We start from the raw sequence: 18,537 nt of genomic DNA on the forward strand, positions 1-18,537 counted from the left end.
ACCACCGGGTACCACCATGCTCACCTTCCAGCAACTCATTCTCAAGCTGCAGTCGTACTGGGACGCCCAGGGCTGCGCCCTGCTGCAGCCGATCGACCTCGAAGTCGGCGCCGGCACGTCGCACGTGCACACCTTCCTGCGCGCGATCGGCCCTGAGCCGTGGCGTGCCGCCTACGTGCAACCGTCGCGCCGCCCCAAGGACGGCCGCTACGGCGAGAATCCGAACCGCCTGCAGCATTACTACCAGTACCAAGTGGTGCTCAAGCCGGCACCGGAAAACATCCTCGATCTGTACCTCGGTTCGCTGGAAGCGCTGGGCCTGGACCTGAAGCAGAACGACGTGCGCTTTGTCGAAGACGACTGGGAAAACCCCACGCTCGGCGCCTGGGGCCTGGGCTGGGAGGTGTGGCTCAACGGCATGGAAGTCACGCAATTCACGTACTTCCAGCAAGTCGGCGGCCTCGACTGCAAGCCTGTGACCGGTGAGATCACCTACGGCATCGAACGTCTGGCGATGTACCTGCAGCAGGTCGAGAACATCTACGACCTGGTCTGGACGGAGTGGGAAGAGCCGGGCCCGAATGGCCCCGTGAAGCGCCGCCTGACCTACGGCGACGTCTATCACCAGAACGAAGTCGAGCAATCGACGTACAACTTCGAGCAAGCCGACACGACTGTGCTGTTCCGCCGCTTTGCCGAGCACGAAGCCGAAGCCAAGCGCCTGATGGGCGTGCGCGCAGAAGGTGACGCCGCCGCCGAGGGCGACGCACCTGTCGTGCAACTGGCCCTGCCCGCCTACGAGCAAGTGCTCAAGGCCGGCCACACCTTCAACCTGCTGGACGCACGCGGCGCGATTTCGGTGACGGAGCGCGCAGCCTACATCGGCCGTATTCGCAACCTGTCGCGTCTGGTCGCGCAGGCCTACTACGACTCGCGCGAGCGCCTGGGCTTCCCGATGTGCGGCACGGCCGCTGCCGCCGCCAAGACCACGGAGGCCGCATGACGGCCAACCGAGCACGGCGTGGCCTGGCGCTGCTGACGGCAGCGTCCATGGCCGCGCTGGCGCTACCGGCGAGCGTCGCGCAAGCGGCGCGGCATCGCACGTCCAAGGCGGCATCGACAGAGAAGGTTTTTGTCGTGCCCAGCACCCTGACGCAGCTTTGCGTGGCCGATTCCAAGCCGCTTCAGCAAGCGCTGAGCACGGCGTGGACGCCGCCGCCGCCGTCGATCGATCAATGGACGAGCTTGGTGCGCACGATGGCCTGCGACCTGTCCGGCGCGCGTGACCTCGGCTGGCATCGCGTGCCGTTGCGCACGTATGCGACGGCCCTGCGCTTCCCGCTCACGTGGGTGGAGTGGCAAGGCACCGGCGCAAAGGCACAGCGCCGTGCGCGCGTGTTCCGCTCGGCGGGGCAACTGCCGAGCCGTCTGGAATTCAACGTGTCCGGCACGCTGCAAGAGGTGCGTTACGACGCGCGACGCGGCTTGCTGTCGGCCCGCTTCCTGCGCCGCGATGCGGCTGCGCCCGGCACCACCCCTGCGCCGATTGCGCCGCCTCCGCCGCCGGGCCAGTGCGCCGGCACGCAATTGCAGTTCCAGCAGCAGAACGGCGTGTGGCTGCTGTCAGGCGTGGAGCCCGTGCCCGGCTCGCCCTGCTGATCACTGAACCGAACAACACAACGTACCGCCGCAACTGATCTGAACACCAAGCGGCGCAGAACAACGACGTCACCGATTCAAACGCTATGTCCACCCTCCTGATCGAACTGCTGACCGAAGAACTGCCGCCCAAGGCGCTGGCCCGCCTGGGCGAGGCGTTTGCGCGCGGCCTGTTTGACGGTCTGTCGGCGCAAGGCCTGCTCGAAGAGGGCGCCGCCGTGGAAGGTTTTGCCACGCCGCGTCGCCTGGCTGCATCGATCACCGGCGTGCGCCGCACCGCGCCCGATCGCGAGCTGCGCGAGAAGGTGCTGCCCGTGACCATCGCCTTCGATGCCGAGGGCAAGCCTGCCGCGCCGCTCGTCAAGAAGCTGGCTGCGCTGGCCAAGACCGTGGGCGTGGACGCCATCGCGCCCGAATCGCTCGAACGCGCACCTGACGGCAAGGCCGAAGCGCTGTTCTATCGCTATACCGCGCGCGGCGCCGTGCTGGCCGACGGCCTGCAGACTGCACTGTCGCAGACCATCGCCAACCTTCCGATCCCGAAGGTGATGACGTATCAGCGCCCGAACGGCGAGAACGTTCAGTTCGTGCGCCCCGCACACAAGCTGATCGCACTGTTCGACAGCGAAGTCATCCCTGTCAGCGCATTTGGCCTGCAAGCGGGCAACGTGACGCTGGGCCACCGTTTCCTGTCGGCCGGCGAAATCGTCATCAAAGACGCTACATCGTATGCGAGCGCGCTGGAGTCGCAGGGCAAGGTCATCGCCAGCTATGGCAAGCGCAAGGAAGCCATCCGCGCCGAACTGCTCAAGACGGCCGGCGCCGATACGGTGGTCATGCCCGAAGCGCTGCTCGATGAGGTGAACGCGCTGGTCGAATGGCCTGTGGTCTACCCTTGCCATTTCGAGGAAGCCTTCCTCGCCGTGCCGCAGGAGTGCCTGATCCTGACCATGCAGACCAACCAGAAGTACTTTGCACTGACCGATGCACAAGGGCACCTGCGCAACCGCTTCCTGATCGTCTCGAACATCGCCACGGGCACGCCCGAGGCCATCATTCAAGGCAACGAACGCGTGGTCCGCCCGCGCCTGGCCGACGCCCGCTTCTTCTTCGAGCAGGACAAGAAAAAGCCGCTGGCCGATCGTGTGCCGTTGCTTTCGCGCGTGGTCTATCACAACAAGATCGGCACGCAGCTTGAGCGTGTGTCGCGCCTGCAGGCCATCGCCGGCCAACTGGCCGAGAAGCTCGGCGCGGATGTGGCACACGCCTCGCGCGGCGCGTTGCTGGCCAAGGCCGATCTGCTGACCGACATGGTGGGCGAGTTCCCCGAGCTGCAGGGCACGATGGGCACTTACTACGCCCGCCACGATGGCGAGCCCGACGACGTGGCGCTGGCCTGCTCCGAGCATTACCAGCCGCGCTTTGCCGGCGATGCGCTGCCCAGCACCGCCACCGGTACCGCGGTGGCACTGGCCGACAAGCTGGAAACGCTGGTCGGTATCTGGGGCATCGGCCTGCAACCCACGGGGGAGAAAGACCCGTTCGCGCTGCGCCGCCACGCCCTGGGCATCCTGCGCATGCTGATCGAAAAGCCGCTCGCGCTCACGATCGACGATGCCCTGCAGATTGCCGCTGCCAGCTTCGACGGCATCGCCGCTGTCAAACCGGACCTGGCCGCCATCTCCGACTTCCTGTACGACCGCCTGCGCGGCTACCTGAAGGACAAGGGCTACAGCACCAACGAGGTGGAAGCCGTGGTGAGCCAGCGGCCGCAGCGGCTGGACGACATCGTCGCGCGCCTCGAAGCCGTGCGCGCCTTTGCTGCCCTGCCACAGGCAGAAGCGCTGGCCGCCGCCAACAAGCGCATCACCAACATCCTGAAGAAGACCGACGTGGCCATTGGCGCCGTGCAGCCGCAACTGCTCAAGGAAGACGCCGAGCGTGCGCTGCACCAGGCCGTGGCTTTGTCGGAGCCACAAGTGCACGATGCCTTCGCACGCGGCGATTTCACCACCGCGCTCAAGACGCTGGCTGGCCTGCGCGAAGCGGTCGACACTTTCTTCGACGGCGTGATGGTGATGGCCGACGACACCGCGCTGCGCGACAACCGCCTCGCGCTGCTGGGTGAACTGCACGGCTTGATGAACCGCGTCGCGGACATCTCCAAGCTGGCCGCCTGATCGGCACCCCAAGCACCGTTCGGAGCCCACCATGCCCCATGTTCCCAAACTGGTGATTCTCGACCGCGATGGCGTCATCAACCGCGACAGCGACCAGTTCATCAAGTCGCCAGACGAGTGGATCGCCCTCGACGGCAGCCTGGAAGCCATTGCCGAGCTGAACCAGGCCGGCTACCAGGTGGTGGTGGCAACCAACCAGTCGGGCATCGGACGCGGCCTGTTCGAGGCCGCCGCGCTCAACGCCATGCACGAGAAGATGTACAAGGCGCTGGCCACCTACGGCGGGCGCGTCGATGCCGTCTTCTTCTGCCCGCACACCGCCGCCGATGCGTGCGAGTGCCGCAAGCCCAAGTCCGGCATGCTCCGCGAGATTGCACGCCGCTTCGACATGGACCTGACGGGCGTGCCGGTCGTGGGTGACTCGCTGCGCGATCTGCAAGCCGGCGTCGAAGTCGGCGCCGTACCGCACCTCGTACTGACCGGCAAGGGCGCCAAGACCCGCGATGCCGGCGACCTGCCCCCAGGCACCCAGATTCATGAGGACCTGCGTGCGTTTGCGCGTGCGCTGCTATCCCCTGCGCCCCAGGGCACGCCCACGCGCGCCCCTTGAATTCGCCCCCAATGACTTTTATCCGTTCGCTGCTGTACCTGGTTTTCTTGATCGTCTGGACACCGATTTATGCGGTGGCCTGCTTCATCGTCTTTCCGTTCATGAACCCGCACCGCCGCTTCTGGATGGTGTCCGGCTGGACGAAGTCTGCCATCTGGATGGCGCGCTGGCTGCTCGGCATCCGCTGGCAATACGAGGGCTGGGAGAACATCGAGGAAGCCGTCGCCACCAACAAGCAGGTGGTGCTGCTTTCCAAGCATCAGTCGGCGTGGGAAACCATGGCCTATGTTGCGACCATGCCGCGCCCGCTGTGCTACGTGTTCAAGCGCGAGCTGCTGTATGTACCGTTCTTCGGATGGGCGCTCGGCATGCTCAAGATGGTGCACATCAACCGCAAGGACGGCGCCAATGCGTTCACCTCGGTCGCGCGCCAGGGCAAAGAGCGCCTTGCAGACGGCGCATGGGTGATCATGTTTCCGGAAGGCACGCGCACGCGCTCGGGCGACCCGAAGCCGCGCTACAAGAGCGGCGGTGCGCGCTTTGCCGTGGATACCGGCGCATGGGTCATTCCCATCGCGCACAACTCCGGCCGGGTGTGGCCGCGCAATTCGTTCCTGAAGCATCCGGGCTTGATCACGCTGTCGGTCGGGCCAGCCATTTCGAGCGCCGGCAAGACCAGCGACGAACTCAACCGCGAAGTCGAAGCGTGGATCGAAGCAGAAATGCGTAGAATCGACGCCGATAGCTACCGCGAGCACGCATGAAACTGCTGCGCCCACCGACTTCACCCACCACCGCCGACAGCGTCCAGCTTGAGCTGCCGCTGCTCGCGCCCGAAGCCCCGTCGCCTTCGCAGCCGCCTGACGCGTCCCTCCTCGCCCCGCCCGCACTCGACTTTTCCACCGCACCGCTCGGCCCCAACCAGCGCCGTCTGACGCTGGGCGAGCGCGCGCTCATCTATAACCTCAAGCGTTCGTCGCGGCGCACCATCGGCTTTGTCATCGACGACCGCGGCCTGTCGATCACGGCACCGCGCTGGGTCACACTCGCCGAGATCGAGCACGCCATCGCCGAAAAGCAGAAGTGGATCTTCGCCAAGCTGGCCGAATGGCGCGCGAACGCCGCACGCCGCATGCTGCCGCCCATGGAGTGGCAGGACGGCGCCGCGCTGCCGTTCCTCGGCAAAACGATCACGCTTAAGCTGGAATCGCCCATCGGCGCGTTGATGTTCGATGCCGACGCCAGCATGCTGCACCTGGGCCTGCCGCCCAGCACCACCGAGCAGCAGATCAAGGACCGCGTACAAGGCTGGCTGCAGACGCAGGCGCGACGCCTCTTCGGCGAACGGCTTGAGGTGTATGCCGAGCGCCTGGGCGTGCGGCACAGCGCGTATGCGCTGTCCTCAGCGGCCACGCGGTGGGGAAGCTGCACCGCCGACGGCAAAATCCGTCTGAACTGGCGCCTCGTGCATTTCCCGCTGAGTCTGATCGACTACGTGGTTGCGCATGAGCTCGCGCATCTCAAGGAAATGAACCACAGCCCGCGCTTCTGGGACACGGTGGAGTCGATCTTCCCTGAGTTTCGTGAGGCGCGCGAACAACTGCGCTCGCATCCGCCGGAATACTTGCCGGCATTCTGATTCGCCTCGCCCCCGCCGCAACGGCGTAAGAGGGATGCGGCTGCAGCAAAAACTCCTCGCCTGCACGCTCCGCCACACCCTCCTACAATATGGCCTTCCGCAGTCCCCCAGGAAGGAAATCCCATGCGAATGCTCCACACCATGCTGCGCGTCGGCGACATGCAGCGATCGATCGACTTCTACACCAAGGTGCTCGGCATGCAGCTGCTGCGCACCAGTGATAACCCGGAATACAAATACTCCCTCGCGTTCGTCGGCTACGGCCCGGAGGCCGGCAACACCGTCATTGAGCTGACCTACAACTACGGCGTGAGCGAATACGACCTCGGCTCAGCGTTCGGCCACCTTGCCATCGAGGTCGACAATGCCGCGCAAGCCTGCGACCAGATCCGCAACGCGGGCGGCAAGGTCACGCGCGAAGCCGGCCCGGTCAAGGGCGGCAGCACCATCATTGCGTTTGTGGAAGATCCGGACGGCTACAAGATCGAGCTGATCCAGGCGCGCTCGATGCCCGATGGCAACCGCCACTGACGCCCTCCGCCGGCCGCTGGACGGCACCGCCATCGGCCTGATGGTGGTGCTATGCATGTGCTGGGGCTTTCAGCAGGTCGCCATCAAGGTGGCCGCGCACGACGTGGGCCCCGTCATGCAGGCTGGCGTGCGTTCGGCAATTGCGTCAGTCCTGGTGTTCGCATTTGCGCTCTGGCGCGGCACGTGCCTCTCGTTGCGCGACGGCACGCTGGCCGGCGGCCTGATAGCCGGCGTGCTGTTCGGCGTCGAGTTCCTGTGCATCTTCATCGGCCTTGGCTACACGACCGCTTCGCGCATGGCGGTGTTCCTCTACACCGCCCCTATCTTCACCGCGCTCGGCCTGCATTTCTTTGTGCCGGGGGAGCACCTGCGCCCGCGCCAGTGGGCGGGCATCGGCATTGCGTTTGCGGGGATCGTGCTGGCGTTTGCCGACGGTGTCCTGCACCCGGCGGCCGGGCCGTCGACCTCGTTGGGCGACGCGCTGGGCGTGGTGGCAGGCGCGCTGTGGGGCGCGACGACCCTCGTCGTGCGGGCAAGCAAGCTCTCCGAAGCACCGGCGGCGAAGACGCTGCTGTACCAATTGGCCGTCTCGGCCGTGCTGCTGCTGTTGATGGCCGCCGGCACCGGCCAGGTCTTTACCGCGAACCTCACGCCCACGGCGCTGGCCAGCCTTGCTTACCAATCCGTGCTGATTGCATTCGCCAGTTACCTGACGTGGTTCTGGCTGCTGCGCCGCTACCTGGCGTCCCGGTTGTCGGTGTTCTCGTTCCTGACGCCGCTGTTTGGCGTGGCGTTTGGCGTGCTGCTGTTGCACGAGCCGGTGGGCCTGCGGTTTGCGCTGGCGGCGGTGCTCGTGCTGTCGGGCATCCTGCTGGTCAATCTTCGCTAAGAGCGGAAACGCTGCCGGCGATGCGGTTGGCCGGCAGCGCATTCGCCACCGCCACGAATTCTTCTACCGGCACTTCTTCTGCGCGGCGGCCCAGATCAAAGCCAAGCGCTTCGAAATCGATCACGTCGCGCAGCGCCCCCAGCGTGTTGCGCAGCACCTTGCGCCGCTGCGAAAACGCCATCGTCACCACCGTGCCCAGCGCGCGCATGTCGACCGGCGCATACGGCGATTTATCGGCCGGCCAGGGAATCATCCGCACCACCGCTGAATCCACCTTGGGCGGTGGGTTGAACGAGCCCGGCGGCACATCCAGCACCAGCTCCATGTAGTAGCGCACCTGCAGCATCACCGACAACCGGCTGAACGCCTTGCTACCCGGCGCGGCCACCATGCGCTCAACCACCTCTTTCTGCAGCATGAAATGCTGATCGCGCACACGATCGGCGAACGTAGCCAGATGGAACAGCAGCGGGCTCGAGATGTTGTACGGCAGGTTGCCGACGATGCGCAGCGGCCGGTCTGCCTCCACCAGCGATCCGAAATCAAACGCGAGTGCATCACCTGCATGCACGATCAGCCGATCGCCGAAACGCTTCTGCAAGCGCGCGACGAGGTCACGGTCCAGCTCGACGACCTGCAGCGTGCGCACGCGCTCCATGAGCGGCACGGTGAGCGCGCCCAGGCCCGGGCCGATCTCGACGAGCACATCGTCGGGCTTCGGATCAATGGCGGCAACAATGGCGTGGATCACGCCGTCATCGACCAGGAAGTTCTGGCCGAAGCGCTTGCGGGCCTGGTGCCCCTGGTGAACGCCGGTCGTGGATCGTGCCATTGCGAACTCGAAATCGAAAAGGTGAAGAAACTCAGGAACGTACCGTGTGCCGCGCCATGGCGATGGCGGTATCGATCGCCTCGATCATGCTGCCGAACTCGGCGCGACCCGTGCCCGCCAGGTCCAGCGCCGTACCGTGGTCCACCGACGTGCGCACGAACGGCAGGCCCAGCGTGATGTTCACGCCATGCCCAAAGGTGCCGTACTTGAGCGGCGCCAAGCCTTGGTCGTGGTACATCGCCAGCACGCAATCGGCGTCTGCCAAAAGGCGCGGCTGGAACAGCGTATCGGCTGGATACGGACCGCGCGCATCGATTCCGCGCGCACGCGCACGCGCGATGGCAGGCTCGATCACCTCGAGCTCTTCGCGGCCGAGGTGACCTGATTCACCCGCATGCGGATTCAACCCCGTCACGAGGATGCGCGGTGCGGTCAAGCCGAAGCGTGTGCGCAAATCTCGCTGCACGATGTCGAGCGTTTCGTCGAGCACTGCGGGCGTGATGGCTTCCGGCACCTCGCGCAGCGGCAAATGCGTCGTCGCCAGCGCGACGCGCAGCATGGCGTTGTCGTGCGCCGGCTGCGGGCCGGCGAGCATCATCACCACGCGCGGCGTGCGGCTGCGCTCCGCCAGGTATTCGGTGTGGCCGGTAAACGGCACGCCTGCGTCGTTGATCGTGCTCTTCTGCACCGGCGCCGTGACCATCGCGTCGTAACGGACGCCCTCCGCCGTGCCAACCTGGCAGCCGTCGATGGCTGCATCGAGCAGGTCCAGCACATAGGGACCGTTGGCGGCATCAAGCACGCCAGCGCGCACCGGCGCACCCAGCGGGCGCTCCACAATAGTCAGCGCCGTGGAGGCAACGCGCCAGAAATCGCCCTGCCCGATCGCATCAGCGCGCGCCTGCAGCAATGCCGCGTCGCCAATCACGTGCCACTGCACATCGGCGTAGCGCGGCGACGCCTGCCGCGCCAAATGCAGCAACGCGGCCACGGTGATGTCGGGGCCGATACCGGCAGGTTCTCCGGTGGTGATGGCAATGTTCAGCATGCAGCGCTTTCCTGCAATGATTTCCGATCGGTCTAGAAACGCCACGGCCGCCCGCAGGCGGCCGTGAGCGATGCGGATCTCCGTAGCTTACTGCTGACGGTTCACACGATATTCCACGTGTGCCGAGTCGCGCAGCTCACGCAGCCAATCTTCATAGGCGGCCTGCACCTTCTGCTCGCGAATCACAGAGCGTGCGTAGTCGCGCTGGCGATCTCCCGACACCTCGGCCTCGCGGCGGCCTTCCACTTGGATCAGATGCACTCCGAACTGGCTCTGCACCGGCTGCGATACATCGCCCGGCTTGAGCTGGTTCATCGCCTGCTCGAATTCCGGCACGAGCTGACCCGGGGACACCCAGCCCAGCTCGCCACCCGCACCGGCCGAACCGTCCTGCGAATACCGGCGTGCCGCATCGCCAAAGTCATAGCCGTGGACGATCCGATCACGCAGGCCCACCAACTGGCGGCGCGCGTCGTCCGCGGACATCGTCGGACCGGTCTTGATCAGGATGTGACGCACTTGCGTCTGCTGCACCTTGGCGGCAATCGCCGTGCTCGGTGCACGCTTCTCCAACAGCTTGATCACGTGATAGCCGGCCGGGCTTTCTACCACTTGGCTCGCTACTTGGCCGGCCTTCATGTCGACCACGGCGTTGGCAAACACTGCCGGCAAGCGACCGATCGGACGCAGCCCAAGTTCACCGCCTTGCGAGGCATCCGGCGCGCCAGAATTGTCACGGGCCAGCTTGGCGAAATCCGCACCGCCCTGTGCCTGTTTGAGCAGAGCCTCGGCCTTGCTGCGCGCTGCGGCCTTCTCGGCATCCGTGGCGCCTTCGGCGACCGGCACGAGAATCTGCGCGACGTTGTATTGCTGCTCGCCAGCCGGGGCCGTCCCGCCGCCCTGCTGCGCCAGATAGTTGTCGATCTCGCCGTCGTAGACCTGCACCTTGGAGTCGACCTCACGCTCACGCAGGCGAGCCAGCAGGATTTCCTGACGCAGGTCGTCGCGGTACTTGTCGTACGTCATGCCGGCGTCCTTCAGCTTGCTCTTGAGCTGCGGCACGGACAGGTTGTTGCGCTGGGCCACGCTTTCCACGGCACGATCCACATCGGCGTCGGACACGCGGATGCCGCTTTCCTTGGCGGTCTGCGCCTGCACGCGCTCCAGGATCAGTTGCTCAAGCACTTCGCCGAGCATATCTGCGCGCGGCGGCAGCGGACGATTCTGCGCGCGGAACGTGCGCTCAACCAGATCCGCGCGGTTGAGCAGTTCGCGGCGGGTGATGACGTCGGTGTTGACCACGGCCACCACCTCGTCGACCAACTGGCTGCGCGGCGCACCCGGAGCCGTCGGCTCGGGCAGTGTGCCCTGCAGCAGCGGCTGGCTCGGGGACGAACCCGGGTTGGCGAAGATGCCGCGCACCGGTGCGCTCTTCTTTGCCGGTTGCGCCTGCTGCGCGTGGACGGCTGGCGACAGCGTGGTCCCCGCCATCAGCGCGACCAGCACGCCGGTGGCAACACGCAAGCGGCCCAGAGGAGCCACACGCGTGGCGAAAGCGGTTGATTGGAAAGCCATGATGTCGTTATTCATATTGATCCAGCACGGACGGCGTGATCGGCTGTGCGGTCACCGGCTGGTAGCCGGGCACGTTCAGACGAATCACGTCGATCGGATTGTTCCCCACCTTCGACAAACCCTTGAATTCGATCTGGGCAAAGATATGCGTCGTATAGCCCGAAACCGCATTGCTGTAGCGCTGTACCGCCAGTCGGCCGACCCAGCAGTCCGCCACATATTCAAGGCCAAGCAGCATATCCGATGGCTTGCGCGCATCCAGGTCGTAGCCGATGCGGCCCAGACCGTAGAGGCGCCGTGTAATCGGCCACTGCGTTGAGATATCGGCCTGTTCCAGCGGCAGCTGACCGGTATTGGCGTCTTGCCGGTAATAGCGGTAGCCGAGGTTGATCACCTTGTTGGCTTCCGGCTTCCAGCTGAATGCGACGGTCGAGCGCATGATGCGGTCGATGTCCTGATTGTACTGAAGGTTCGTATCGAAAAAGATGCCGCGGAACATCTGGATCGTAGTCGCGCCCAGAAGGTCCGAATAGCGGCGCACCGACGTCGGTGCCGCACCGGCCAGCGTCACGCGCTGGCCTTCGAAATCGATACGTTGCGCGATCGTGGCACGCAAACGCTCAATGCCCGATTCCGCTTCAATAAAGCGCGTAGTCACGCCCGCCGTCAGTTTGTTGTTGTCGGCAATGCGGTCGTAACCCGTGTATGGGTTCTCGGTAAAGATCTGGCCGAGGTTGTAGTCCGACTGCGCAGTATCGAACAGCGGGATCTGCGACTGGTCGCGATACGGCGTGTACACGTAGAACACGCGCGGCTCCAGCGTCTGGATGTAGCTCACGCCAAACAACTTGGTGACCAGTGGCGCATCGCGCTCGAAGGTCATGCCCGAATCGAGCGAGAACGTCGGCAGCGTGCGATTGATCTGCGTGTCCTGCGTATCACCTGCAGGACGGTCCAGGCGGTATGCGGTGGTGTTCAGGATGAACTTCGGCGTGACGTACCAGCCGGGGCGGACGATCGGGTAGCTGATCGTCGGCTGCATGAATAGGCGCTCGCCCTGGACGGTGTTAGCCGTCGGGATCGAGAACCGCGTGTAATCGGTGAGGAAATTGACGTCAAACCCGCCAAGATCGAATCGCGTATATGTCAGGCTCAGTTCCGGCACACGCTCGTACGGTGCAGAGAGTGGCGTGGTGGCGGTCGACAAGGTCTGGAACTTCTGCACGCGCGCCTGAGCCACCCAGTCGCCGATGGAATAGGTGACGCCGCCTTCCTGCGTGTACTGGCGCTGCGTCGCCGTGACGATGCTGCGGCCAAGGTCATCCGGATAGGTGTTATCGGAGACCTTGTTGTAGTTGATGTAGCCGGTCAGGCCAGGCGCCAGGCGCTGCGTGTGTACTGCCGAAATCGACCAGCGGTTGCGGCCTGCTTCGCGGTCATCGGGCAGGAATTCGCCGCGCAGGACGCCGCTGTACGACGTATCGAGATAGCGGTATTCGGCACCAAGCTGCAGACCACGCTGACTCAGCAGACGCGGGTACAACGTCAGATCGCGATTCGGCGCGATGTTGAAGTAGTACGGCAGCGTGACGTCCGTCCCGCTGCGGCTGTTGTAGCCGAAGACCGGTGCCAGGAAACCGCTGCGGCGGTCGTCATTGAGCGGGAAGTCCATGATCGGCGCGGCAAACACCGGCACGCCGAAGAAGTGCAGCACGCCGTTGCGGCCAGTACCGACCTGGCGATCGCTGTCGATGTCGATGCGACTCGCGCTGAAGTACCAGTCGACATTGTCGGGCGAGCACGTGGTGTACGTACCGCGCGTGATGCGGCTGTTGTCCTTGTCGATGAAGTCGATGCGGTCTGCGGTACCGCGGCCGCCGGTCGTGTGGAACTCGTAGGTCGGCGTGCTGATGGTGCCTTCGTTGGCGGTGACCTTGAGCTTGGCATCCGGGCCGGTGACAAGCGTGCCGCCCTTGAACAGCCGCACGTTGCCGGTGGCGGTCGCAACGTCGGTGTCCTGGTCGTAGTCGAGGGTGTCGCCCTTGAGCACCGACCCGTTGCGGCGCAATTCGCCATTGCCGCGCAGATGAATGTCTTCGTTGGTGCGGCCGTCCATCTTGTCGGCCGCGGTAAAGGTGGGGACAGTGTTGTCCGGTCGCTGGACGGGCTCGGCCATCTTGGGCACCAGCGGACTGCCGCCGGGCGTGGTCGGGCCGGACGTGGCCAGCGCTGTCACCGACGAGGCCGGGGTGACAGCAGGCGCCGTCGCTTGCGTGGTGTCCGCGCTCTGCGCCGCGGACGTCGCCGTCCAGACACCGGCCACCGCGAACACCAGCGGGCGCAATGCCAGCGTGCCGCGCCGGATGGCGGGCCGCTGATCGGGCGCGGCAACAGCAGCGCGCTGCCGGTTTTTCCTGGCTCGGTTCGGTTCGGTCATGCAGATCGGGAACAGGGCCGCACGCGCAACGGCACGCACAGGCACAAAATCAGTCAGTACTGCGGTCAATCCCGCCGCCGGACGCGGCCTGGACAGGGCCGGCGCTCGCTCGCGGCGAAACTCGGTCGGGTATTATACGGGGCTTCCTTCCAGCCACATTCCAGCATTCTCTCAGCATGGCTTCGACCCCTGGCGCCGCAGCAGGCGCAACCGACGCACGTCTCAGTCAACTGCGCGACTGGCTCGGCACATTGCCCGCCGCCCACGGCCTGCGCATCGACACGCTGCAGCCCGCTTCGGCCGATGCCAGCTTCCGCCGTTATTTCCGCCTGGACAGCGCCAACGGCACGCTGGTGGTCATGGACGCCCCGCCACCGCAGGAAGACTGCCGCCCGTTCGTTCATGTGGCGGGCCTGCTGAATGGCGCCGGCGTGCATGCACCTCAGGTGCTGGAGCAGGATCTCGCGCAGGGCTTCCTCCTGCTGACCGACCTGGGCCCGCAAACGTATTTGCAATCGCTGCGCGAACGCGATTTCGACCTCGCCTACGCCGACACGCTGTTCCGCCCCGCCATCCATACCCTGGTGCGGTGGCAATTGGCCTCGCGCGAAGGGGAGCTGCCGCCGTACGACGAAGCGCTGCTGCGCCGCGAGCTGTCGCTGTTTCCCGACTGGTATGTCGATCGCCATCTGCAACGCCCATTGGACGCCGCCCAGCGGGAATCGCTCGACAAAGTGTTCAAGCTGCTGGTCGACAGCGCCCTGGCCCAGCCCCGCGTGTACGTCCACCGCGACTACATGCCGCGCAACCTGATGATCAACGCGGCCGACCCGTCGCAGCCGGGCGTGCTGGACTTCCAGGATGCTGTCTACGGCCCGATCACCTACGACGCCGCCTCGCTGCTGCGCGATGCATTCCTGTCGTGGGATGAAGAGCAGGAGCTGGATTGGGCCGTGCGCTACTGGGAAGCTGCCCGCGCCGCCAAGCTGCCGGTGGATGACGACTTCGGCGAGTTCTACCGCGCGCTCGAATGGATGGGCGCGCAACGCCATCTGAAGGTGGCCGGCATCTTCGCGCGCCTGCGCTACCGCGACGGCAAGACCGGCTACGTGGAAGACACCCCGCGCTTCATCGCCTACCTGCGCCGTGTGTGCAGCCGCTACAACGCGCTGGCGCCGTTGGCCCGCCTGCTCGATCAACTCGAAGATCGCGCGCAGCAGATCGGCTATACGTTCTGATGGCTTCCCCCCGCGCCGTCGAGTTTCGCGCCGGCATGCTGGCACTCGCGCCCATGCTGCTGGGCGTGGTGCCGTTCGGCATGATCTACGGCGTGCTGGCCACGTCCGCCGGCATGCCCGCGTGGCTTGCCGTGGCGATGAGCGCCATCGTTTTCGGCGGCGCCTCGCAGATGATCCTCGTGCAGTTGTGGGCCGGTGGCGCGCCCGCGCTGGTGATTGCAGCGACGGTATCGATGGTGAATCTGCGGCACGCGCTCTACTCAGCCAGCATTGCACCAACGCTGGCGCACCTGCCGCGCCGCTGGAAATGGCTGATCGCCTATCTGCTGACCGACGAAGCGTTCGCCGCCATGAACCGTCGGGTTGTCACCGCGCAGCCCGGCAGCGAGGAAGCCGCCTACCGCCACTGGTATTTTCTAGGCGCAGGCGTGGCGCTGTGGTCGAGCTGGCAGGCGTCGACGATCGTCGGCGTGGTGCTGGGCGCGCAAGTGCCTACGACTTGGCCGCTCGACTTCTTCCTCCCGCTCACGTTCATCGCCATCGTGGTGCCGGCGCTGCGTACGCGTGCGCAACTGGCCGCCGCCCTGACCGGCGCCGCGCTGGCCGTGGCGTGGACGGGCTGGCCGCACAAGCTCGGGCTGATGAGCGCGGCGTGTGTCGGCATTGCCGTCGGCGCGCTGATTGAGCGCCTGCTCGCCCGACCGTCCGACAAGGGGGCTACCGCATGAAAGCCCTGGTCCTCTTCGGCGTGTTGCTGATTTCCGGCGCGGCCACCTACCTGATCCGCCTATCGTTCATCGCGCTGGAAGGGCGCATGAATCTGCCGATGTGGTTCCGCAGCGCCCTGCCCTACGTGCCGGCCGCGATGCTGACCGCGCTGATCGCGCCCGACCTGCTGATGCGCGACGGCGCGCTCGCGGTGTCGATCGACAACCCGCGCCTGCTTGCCGGCATCGTCGCCATCGTCATCGCACGGGTGACGAAGAGTGCGATGTGGACCATCGTCGGTGGCATGGCTGTGCTGCTGATTCTCATGAAGGTGATGGCTTGAATTCCACGACGCGTGCCATGATTTTTGCGGCGGGCCGCGGCGACCGCATGCGCCCGCTGACCGACCACACGCCCAAGCCCCTGCTCAACGTGGGCGGCAAACCGCTGATCGTCTGGCAGATCGAGCGCCTGGCTGCGGCAGGCGTGCGCGACATTGTCATCAACCACGCGTGGCTCGGCGCGCAGATCGAAGCCACGCTCGGGGATGGCAGCACGTGGGGCGTGCGCCTCGCGTATTCACCGGAAGGGCAAGCGTTGGAAACCGCAGGTGGTGTCGCCCAGGCCATGCCGCTGCTGCATGCCGGCGATGGGCACAGCGTATTCATTGCCGTCAGCGGCGATGTGTTCTGCGATTACGACTACGCCGTACTGCGGGACCGGGCGCCGGCAATGGCCGCGCAAGCGGCGCCCAGCATGCACCTGGTGATGGTGCCCAATCCGCCTTACCACGTGCGCGGCGATTTCGCCCTGGATGACGAAGGCACGCTCCACGCCGACGGCCCCGAGCGCCTCACGTTCGGCAACATCGGCTTGTACGACACGCGCCTGTTTGCCGGCATCGCGGCCGGCACGCGGCTGGCGATGACGCCGCTGTACCACCAGGCGATCGCAGAAGGCCGCGCCACCGGTGAGCGCTTCGACGGCCGCTGGGAAAACGTCGGCACGCCGGCCCAGCTGGCCGCGCTCGACGCCGAAGTTGCGGCGCGCTAAGCGCTTACGCCATCGCGGCGCTCAGTGATTCCGCCGTCATCGGGCGGCCCAGCAGATAGCCCTGCAGCGAGTGACAGCCGAGCCGCGTCAGGAACGCCTGCTGCTCGGCCGTCTCCACACCTTCCGCGACGATGCGCAGGTTCAGCGTCTGGCCAAGCGCCACGATGGCCGAGACGATGGCCGCGTCTTCCGTGTCGTGCGCGAGATCGCGCACAAAACCGCGGTCGATCTTCAACTCGCTGGCAGGCAAACGCTTGAGGTACAGCAGGCTCGAATAGCCTGTGCCGAAATCGTCGATCGAAATCCGCACGCCCATCGCGTCGAGCTGCTGCAGGATCTGCAGGCTCGCATCGACATCGCGCATGGCGGTCGACTCCGTAATCTCGAGCGTCAGGCTGCGCGGGTCCAGCGCATGGCGCGCGAGCGTGTCGCGCACGGTGTCGATGAGTGCGGCATGGCCAAACTGCAGCGCGGAGAGATTCACAGCGACGGTCCACGCGGTGCGCCCCTCGCGATGCCATTGCGCCATCTGGCGACAGGCTTCGTCCAGCACCCAAGCGCCCAGCGGCACGATGAGGCCGGTCTTCTCGGCCAACGGGATGAATTCATCGGCGGGCACCAAACCGCGCTGCGGATGCTGCCAGCGCACCAGCGCCTCCACGCCCATGATCGGCCCATTGGGCGCGTTGAACTTGGGCTGGTAGTGCAGCACGAGTTCATGCCGCTCGACCGCGCGGCGCAAGTCCTGCACGAGCTGCAACTGGTGATGCACGTCGGCGTTCATCGAGGGCTCGAAGAAACTGTAGGCGTTCCGGCCCAAACCCTTCGCGTGATACATCGCCGCATCGGCATTGGTGAGCAGATCGTGTTGGTTGTCACCGTTGCCGGGGTAGATCGCGATGCCGATGCTGGTCGACACCCGCAGTTCGTGACCGCCGGCCATGAAGGGCTCGCGCACCACTTCCAGCAGCGCGTCGGCCAGGGTGCCAGCGTCTTCCGGATCGTCCACGTAGGCGAGCACAACAAATTCATCGCCGCCCACACGCGCCACGGTGTCCTGCTGGCGCACCCGCGCGCCGATGCGCTGTGCCACGTCGATCAGCAACAGATCGCCCACATGGTGCCCATAGACATCGTTGACTGCCTTGAAGCCATCCAGGTCCATGAACATGAGCGCGAAGCAGCGCTTCTCGCGTTCAGCCGTGCGGATCGCCTGGGTCAGGCGGTCTTCCAGCAGCACGCGGTTGGAAAGCTTGGTCAGGTTGTCGTGCAGCGCAAGGTAGGCCAGCTCCTTGTTGGCCGCGGCCAGTGAGTTCGCCAGCAAGGCGGTGCGCGCCTCCATGCGCAAGTCGAGCACCGAGATGATCAGCGCGATGGCCAGCACTGCCAGCGTCACGATGATGATGACCAGCGCCAGCCACTCGGCACTCGCCCCGGTGTGCGCAGCCCCGCACACACTGCCGAATGGAAACGATGCCGCCGACATGCCCATGTAATGCATGCCGACGATGGCCACGCCCATCACCACCGCCGAACCTGCACGCAGTGCGCGAACGCGCCGCGACTGCCGCCGCAGGCGGAACGCGATCCACAGCGCCACGCCCGAGGCCAGCACCGCAATCACGATCGACAGCGCAAACCTCGCGGGGTCGTATTGGATGCCGGGGTTCATGCGCAGCGCGGCCATGCCGGTGTAGTGCATGCCCGCGACGCCCGCACCCATGAGCAGTGCGCCGCCCGCCAGGCGCGGCCACGGCAAATCACGTCGGCTGACCAGCCACAACGCAAACATCGACGCCCCAATACCGATGGCGAGCGACGTAAGCGTGATCCCGACGTCATATCCAACCGGGATCGGCAGGTTCAGCGCCAGCATGCCGACAAAGTGCATCGACCAGATGCCCAGCCCCATGGCCGATGCGCCGCCGGTGAGCCACCACAACGCCGCGCGACCTTGTGCGGTGACGACACGTCCTGCCATATCCAGCGCCGTATACGACGCCAGGATGGCCACGAAGAGGGAAAGCAGGACGAGAAGAGGGTTGTAACTGCTGGCGAGCATCGGTTCTCCTGGGCAGGCCGATCCAATGCGGCCAATCCACTGCAGGCGGAGGTCGCAACCGGGATGCAAAACAGAT

The 18,537-nt window shown here is 65.7% G+C and carries 17 protein-coding genes; 12 read left to right on the plus strand and 5 right to left on the minus strand.

Annotation, left to right across the window (positions count from 1 at the left end):
* The first annotated feature begins 16 nt into the window (after positions 1-16).
* From glyQ to BG83_RS0110115, 8 genes are all read left to right on the plus strand, one after another.
* Entirely contained in the window at positions 17-1,003 is a 987-nt protein-coding gene (gene glyQ / locus BG83_RS0110080; protein WP_024976606.1) for a glycine--tRNA ligase subunit alpha, read from the plus strand.
* Positions 1,000-1,659 (plus strand): hypothetical protein, encoded by a 660-nt coding sequence (locus BG83_RS0110085; protein WP_024976607.1) that lies wholly within the window; start codon positions 1,000-1,002, stop codon positions 1,657-1,659. The genes glyQ and BG83_RS0110085 overlap by 4 nt, the downstream gene beginning before the upstream one ends.
* An 86-nt stretch (positions 1,660-1,745) precedes the next feature.
* Positions 1,746-3,839, plus strand: a complete 2,094-nt coding sequence (gene glyS / locus BG83_RS0110090) for a glycine--tRNA ligase subunit beta (protein ID WP_024976608.1) — start codon at positions 1,746-1,748, stop codon at positions 3,837-3,839.
* 31 nt (positions 3,840-3,870) lie between these two features.
* Positions 3,871-4,449: a D-glycero-beta-D-manno-heptose 1,7-bisphosphate 7-phosphatase gene (gene gmhB / locus BG83_RS0110095; RefSeq protein ID WP_024976609.1), complete on the plus strand. Its 579-nt coding sequence runs from the start codon at positions 3,871-3,873 to the stop codon at positions 4,447-4,449.
* Positions 4,450-4,460: 11 nt separating this feature from the next.
* Positions 4,461-5,213, plus strand: a complete 753-nt coding sequence (locus BG83_RS0110100) for a lysophospholipid acyltransferase family protein (RefSeq protein ID WP_024976610.1) — start codon at positions 4,461-4,463, stop codon at positions 5,211-5,213.
* Positions 5,210-6,088, plus strand: a complete 879-nt coding sequence (locus tag BG83_RS0110105; protein ID WP_024976611.1) for a M48 family metallopeptidase — start codon at positions 5,210-5,212, stop codon at positions 6,086-6,088. The genes BG83_RS0110100 and BG83_RS0110105 overlap by 4 nt, the downstream gene beginning before the upstream one ends.
* A 123-nt stretch (positions 6,089-6,211) precedes the next feature.
* Complete coding sequence (gene gloA, locus BG83_RS0110110; RefSeq protein ID WP_024976612.1) at positions 6,212-6,619, plus strand: lactoylglutathione lyase; 408 nt, start codon at positions 6,212-6,214, stop codon at positions 6,617-6,619.
* Complete coding sequence (locus BG83_RS0110115) at positions 6,603-7,508, plus strand: DMT family transporter (RefSeq protein ID WP_024976613.1); 906 nt, start codon at positions 6,603-6,605, stop codon at positions 7,506-7,508. Before gloA ends, BG83_RS0110115 begins: the two co-directional genes overlap by 17 nt.
* Here the strand turns inward: BG83_RS0110115 and rsmA are convergent.
* The 4 genes from rsmA to lptD all read right to left on the minus strand — a co-directional run bounded on the left by rsmA (position 7,495) and on the right by lptD (position 13,400).
* A complete protein-coding gene (gene rsmA, locus BG83_RS0110120) occupies positions 7,495-8,340 on the minus strand; it encodes a 16S rRNA (adenine(1518)-N(6)/adenine(1519)-N(6))-dimethyltransferase RsmA (RefSeq protein ID WP_024976614.1) in 846 nt (281 codons plus the stop codon). The genes BG83_RS0110115 and rsmA overlap by 14 nt on opposite strands.
* 31 nt (positions 8,341-8,371) lie before the next feature.
* Complete coding sequence (gene pdxA, locus BG83_RS0110125; protein ID WP_024976615.1) at positions 8,372-9,388, minus strand: 4-hydroxythreonine-4-phosphate dehydrogenase PdxA; 1,017 nt, start codon at positions 9,386-9,388, stop codon at positions 8,372-8,374.
* Positions 9,389-9,475: 87 nt separating this feature from the next.
* Positions 9,476-10,963 (minus strand): peptidylprolyl isomerase, encoded by a 1,488-nt coding sequence (locus tag BG83_RS0110130; protein WP_024976616.1) that lies wholly within the window; start codon positions 10,961-10,963, stop codon positions 9,476-9,478.
* A 7-nt stretch (positions 10,964-10,970) separates the two neighbouring features.
* On the minus strand, positions 10,971-13,400 hold the full coding sequence (gene lptD, locus BG83_RS0110135) for an LPS-assembly protein LptD (protein ID WP_024976617.1): 2,430 nt from the start codon (positions 13,398-13,400) through the stop codon (positions 10,971-10,973).
* A gap of 176 nt (positions 13,401-13,576) precedes the next feature.
* On the opposite strand from lptD, the gene BG83_RS0110140 reads away from it, so the two are divergent.
* Genes BG83_RS0110140 through murU form a run of 4 tightly spaced genes read left to right on the plus strand, consistent with a single transcriptional unit; the run spans position 13,577 to position 16,399 of the window.
* Positions 13,577-14,638: an aminoglycoside phosphotransferase family protein gene (locus BG83_RS0110140; protein ID WP_024976618.1), complete on the plus strand. Its 1,062-nt coding sequence runs from the start codon at positions 13,577-13,579 to the stop codon at positions 14,636-14,638.
* Entirely contained in the window at positions 14,638-15,366 is a 729-nt protein-coding gene (locus BG83_RS0110145; protein ID WP_024976619.1) for an AzlC family ABC transporter permease, read from the plus strand. The genes BG83_RS0110140 and BG83_RS0110145 overlap by 1 nt, the downstream gene beginning before the upstream one ends.
* Positions 15,363-15,689: an AzlD domain-containing protein gene (locus tag BG83_RS0110150; protein WP_024976620.1), complete on the plus strand. Its 327-nt coding sequence runs from the start codon at positions 15,363-15,365 to the stop codon at positions 15,687-15,689. The genes BG83_RS0110145 and BG83_RS0110150 overlap by 4 nt, the downstream gene beginning before the upstream one ends.
* 17 nt (positions 15,690-15,706) lie before the next feature.
* Complete coding sequence (murU, locus tag BG83_RS0110155; RefSeq protein WP_024976621.1) at positions 15,707-16,399, plus strand: N-acetylmuramate alpha-1-phosphate uridylyltransferase MurU; 693 nt, start codon at positions 15,707-15,709, stop codon at positions 16,397-16,399.
* 4 nt (positions 16,400-16,403) lie between these two features.
* Here the strand turns inward: murU and BG83_RS0110160 are convergent, their stop codons facing one another.
* Positions 16,404-18,461, minus strand: a complete 2,058-nt coding sequence (locus BG83_RS0110160; RefSeq protein WP_024976622.1) for a putative bifunctional diguanylate cyclase/phosphodiesterase — start codon at positions 18,459-18,461, stop codon at positions 16,404-16,406.
* Between the last annotated feature and the right edge of the window lie 76 nt (positions 18,462-18,537).

The organism is Ralstonia pickettii (genome assembly GCF_000607165.1).
Taxonomy (GTDB): Bacteria; Pseudomonadota; Gammaproteobacteria; order Burkholderiales; family Burkholderiaceae; genus Ralstonia; species Ralstonia holmesii.

What these genes read in the sequence shown, in the direction of transcription:
- gloA (WP_024976612.1), top strand. Translation starts at nt 6,212, where the DNA reads ATGCGAATGCTCCACACCATGCTGCGCGTCGGCGACATGCAGCGATCG.
- BG83_RS0110105 (WP_024976611.1), top strand. Translation starts at nt 5,210, where the DNA reads ATGAAACTGCTGCGCCCACCGACTTCACCCACCACCGCCGACAGCGTC.
- BG83_RS0110085 (WP_024976607.1), top strand. Translation starts at nt 1,000, where the DNA reads ATGACGGCCAACCGAGCACGGCGTGGCCTGGCGCTGCTGACGGCAGCG.
- BG83_RS0110140 (WP_024976618.1), top strand. Translation starts at nt 13,577, where the DNA reads ATGGCTTCGACCCCTGGCGCCGCAGCAGGCGCAACCGACGCACGTCTC.
- BG83_RS0110150 (WP_024976620.1), top strand. Translation starts at nt 15,363, where the DNA reads ATGAAAGCCCTGGTCCTCTTCGGCGTGTTGCTGATTTCCGGCGCGGCC.
- BG83_RS0110130 (WP_024976616.1), bottom strand. Translation starts at nt 10,963, where the DNA reads ATGGCTTTCCAATCAACCGCTTTCGCCACGCGTGTGGCTCCTCTGGGC.
- glyS (WP_024976608.1), top strand. Translation starts at nt 1,746, where the DNA reads ATGTCCACCCTCCTGATCGAACTGCTGACCGAAGAACTGCCGCCCAAG.
- murU (WP_024976621.1), top strand. Translation starts at nt 15,707, where the DNA reads ATGATTTTTGCGGCGGGCCGCGGCGACCGCATGCGCCCGCTGACCGAC.
- BG83_RS0110100 (WP_024976610.1), top strand. Translation starts at nt 4,461, where the DNA reads ATGACTTTTATCCGTTCGCTGCTGTACCTGGTTTTCTTGATCGTCTGG.
- pdxA (WP_024976615.1), bottom strand. Translation starts at nt 9,388, where the DNA reads ATGCTGAACATTGCCATCACCACCGGAGAACCTGCCGGTATCGGCCCC.
- rsmA (WP_024976614.1), bottom strand. Translation starts at nt 8,340, where the DNA reads ATGGCACGATCCACGACCGGCGTTCACCAGGGGCACCAGGCCCGCAAG.
- BG83_RS0110160 (WP_024976622.1), bottom strand. Translation starts at nt 18,461, where the DNA reads ATGCTCGCCAGCAGTTACAACCCTCTTCTCGTCCTGCTTTCCCTCTTC.
- lptD (WP_024976617.1), bottom strand. Translation starts at nt 13,400, where the DNA reads ATGACCGAACCGAACCGAGCCAGGAAAAACCGGCAGCGCGCTGCTGTT.
- glyQ (WP_024976606.1), top strand. Translation starts at nt 17, where the DNA reads ATGCTCACCTTCCAGCAACTCATTCTCAAGCTGCAGTCGTACTGGGAC.
- BG83_RS0110145 (WP_024976619.1), top strand. Translation starts at nt 14,638, where the DNA reads ATGGCTTCCCCCCGCGCCGTCGAGTTTCGCGCCGGCATGCTGGCACTC.
- BG83_RS0110115 (WP_024976613.1), top strand. Translation starts at nt 6,603, where the DNA reads ATGGCAACCGCCACTGACGCCCTCCGCCGGCCGCTGGACGGCACCGCC.
- gmhB (WP_024976609.1), top strand. Translation starts at nt 3,871, where the DNA reads ATGCCCCATGTTCCCAAACTGGTGATTCTCGACCGCGATGGCGTCATC.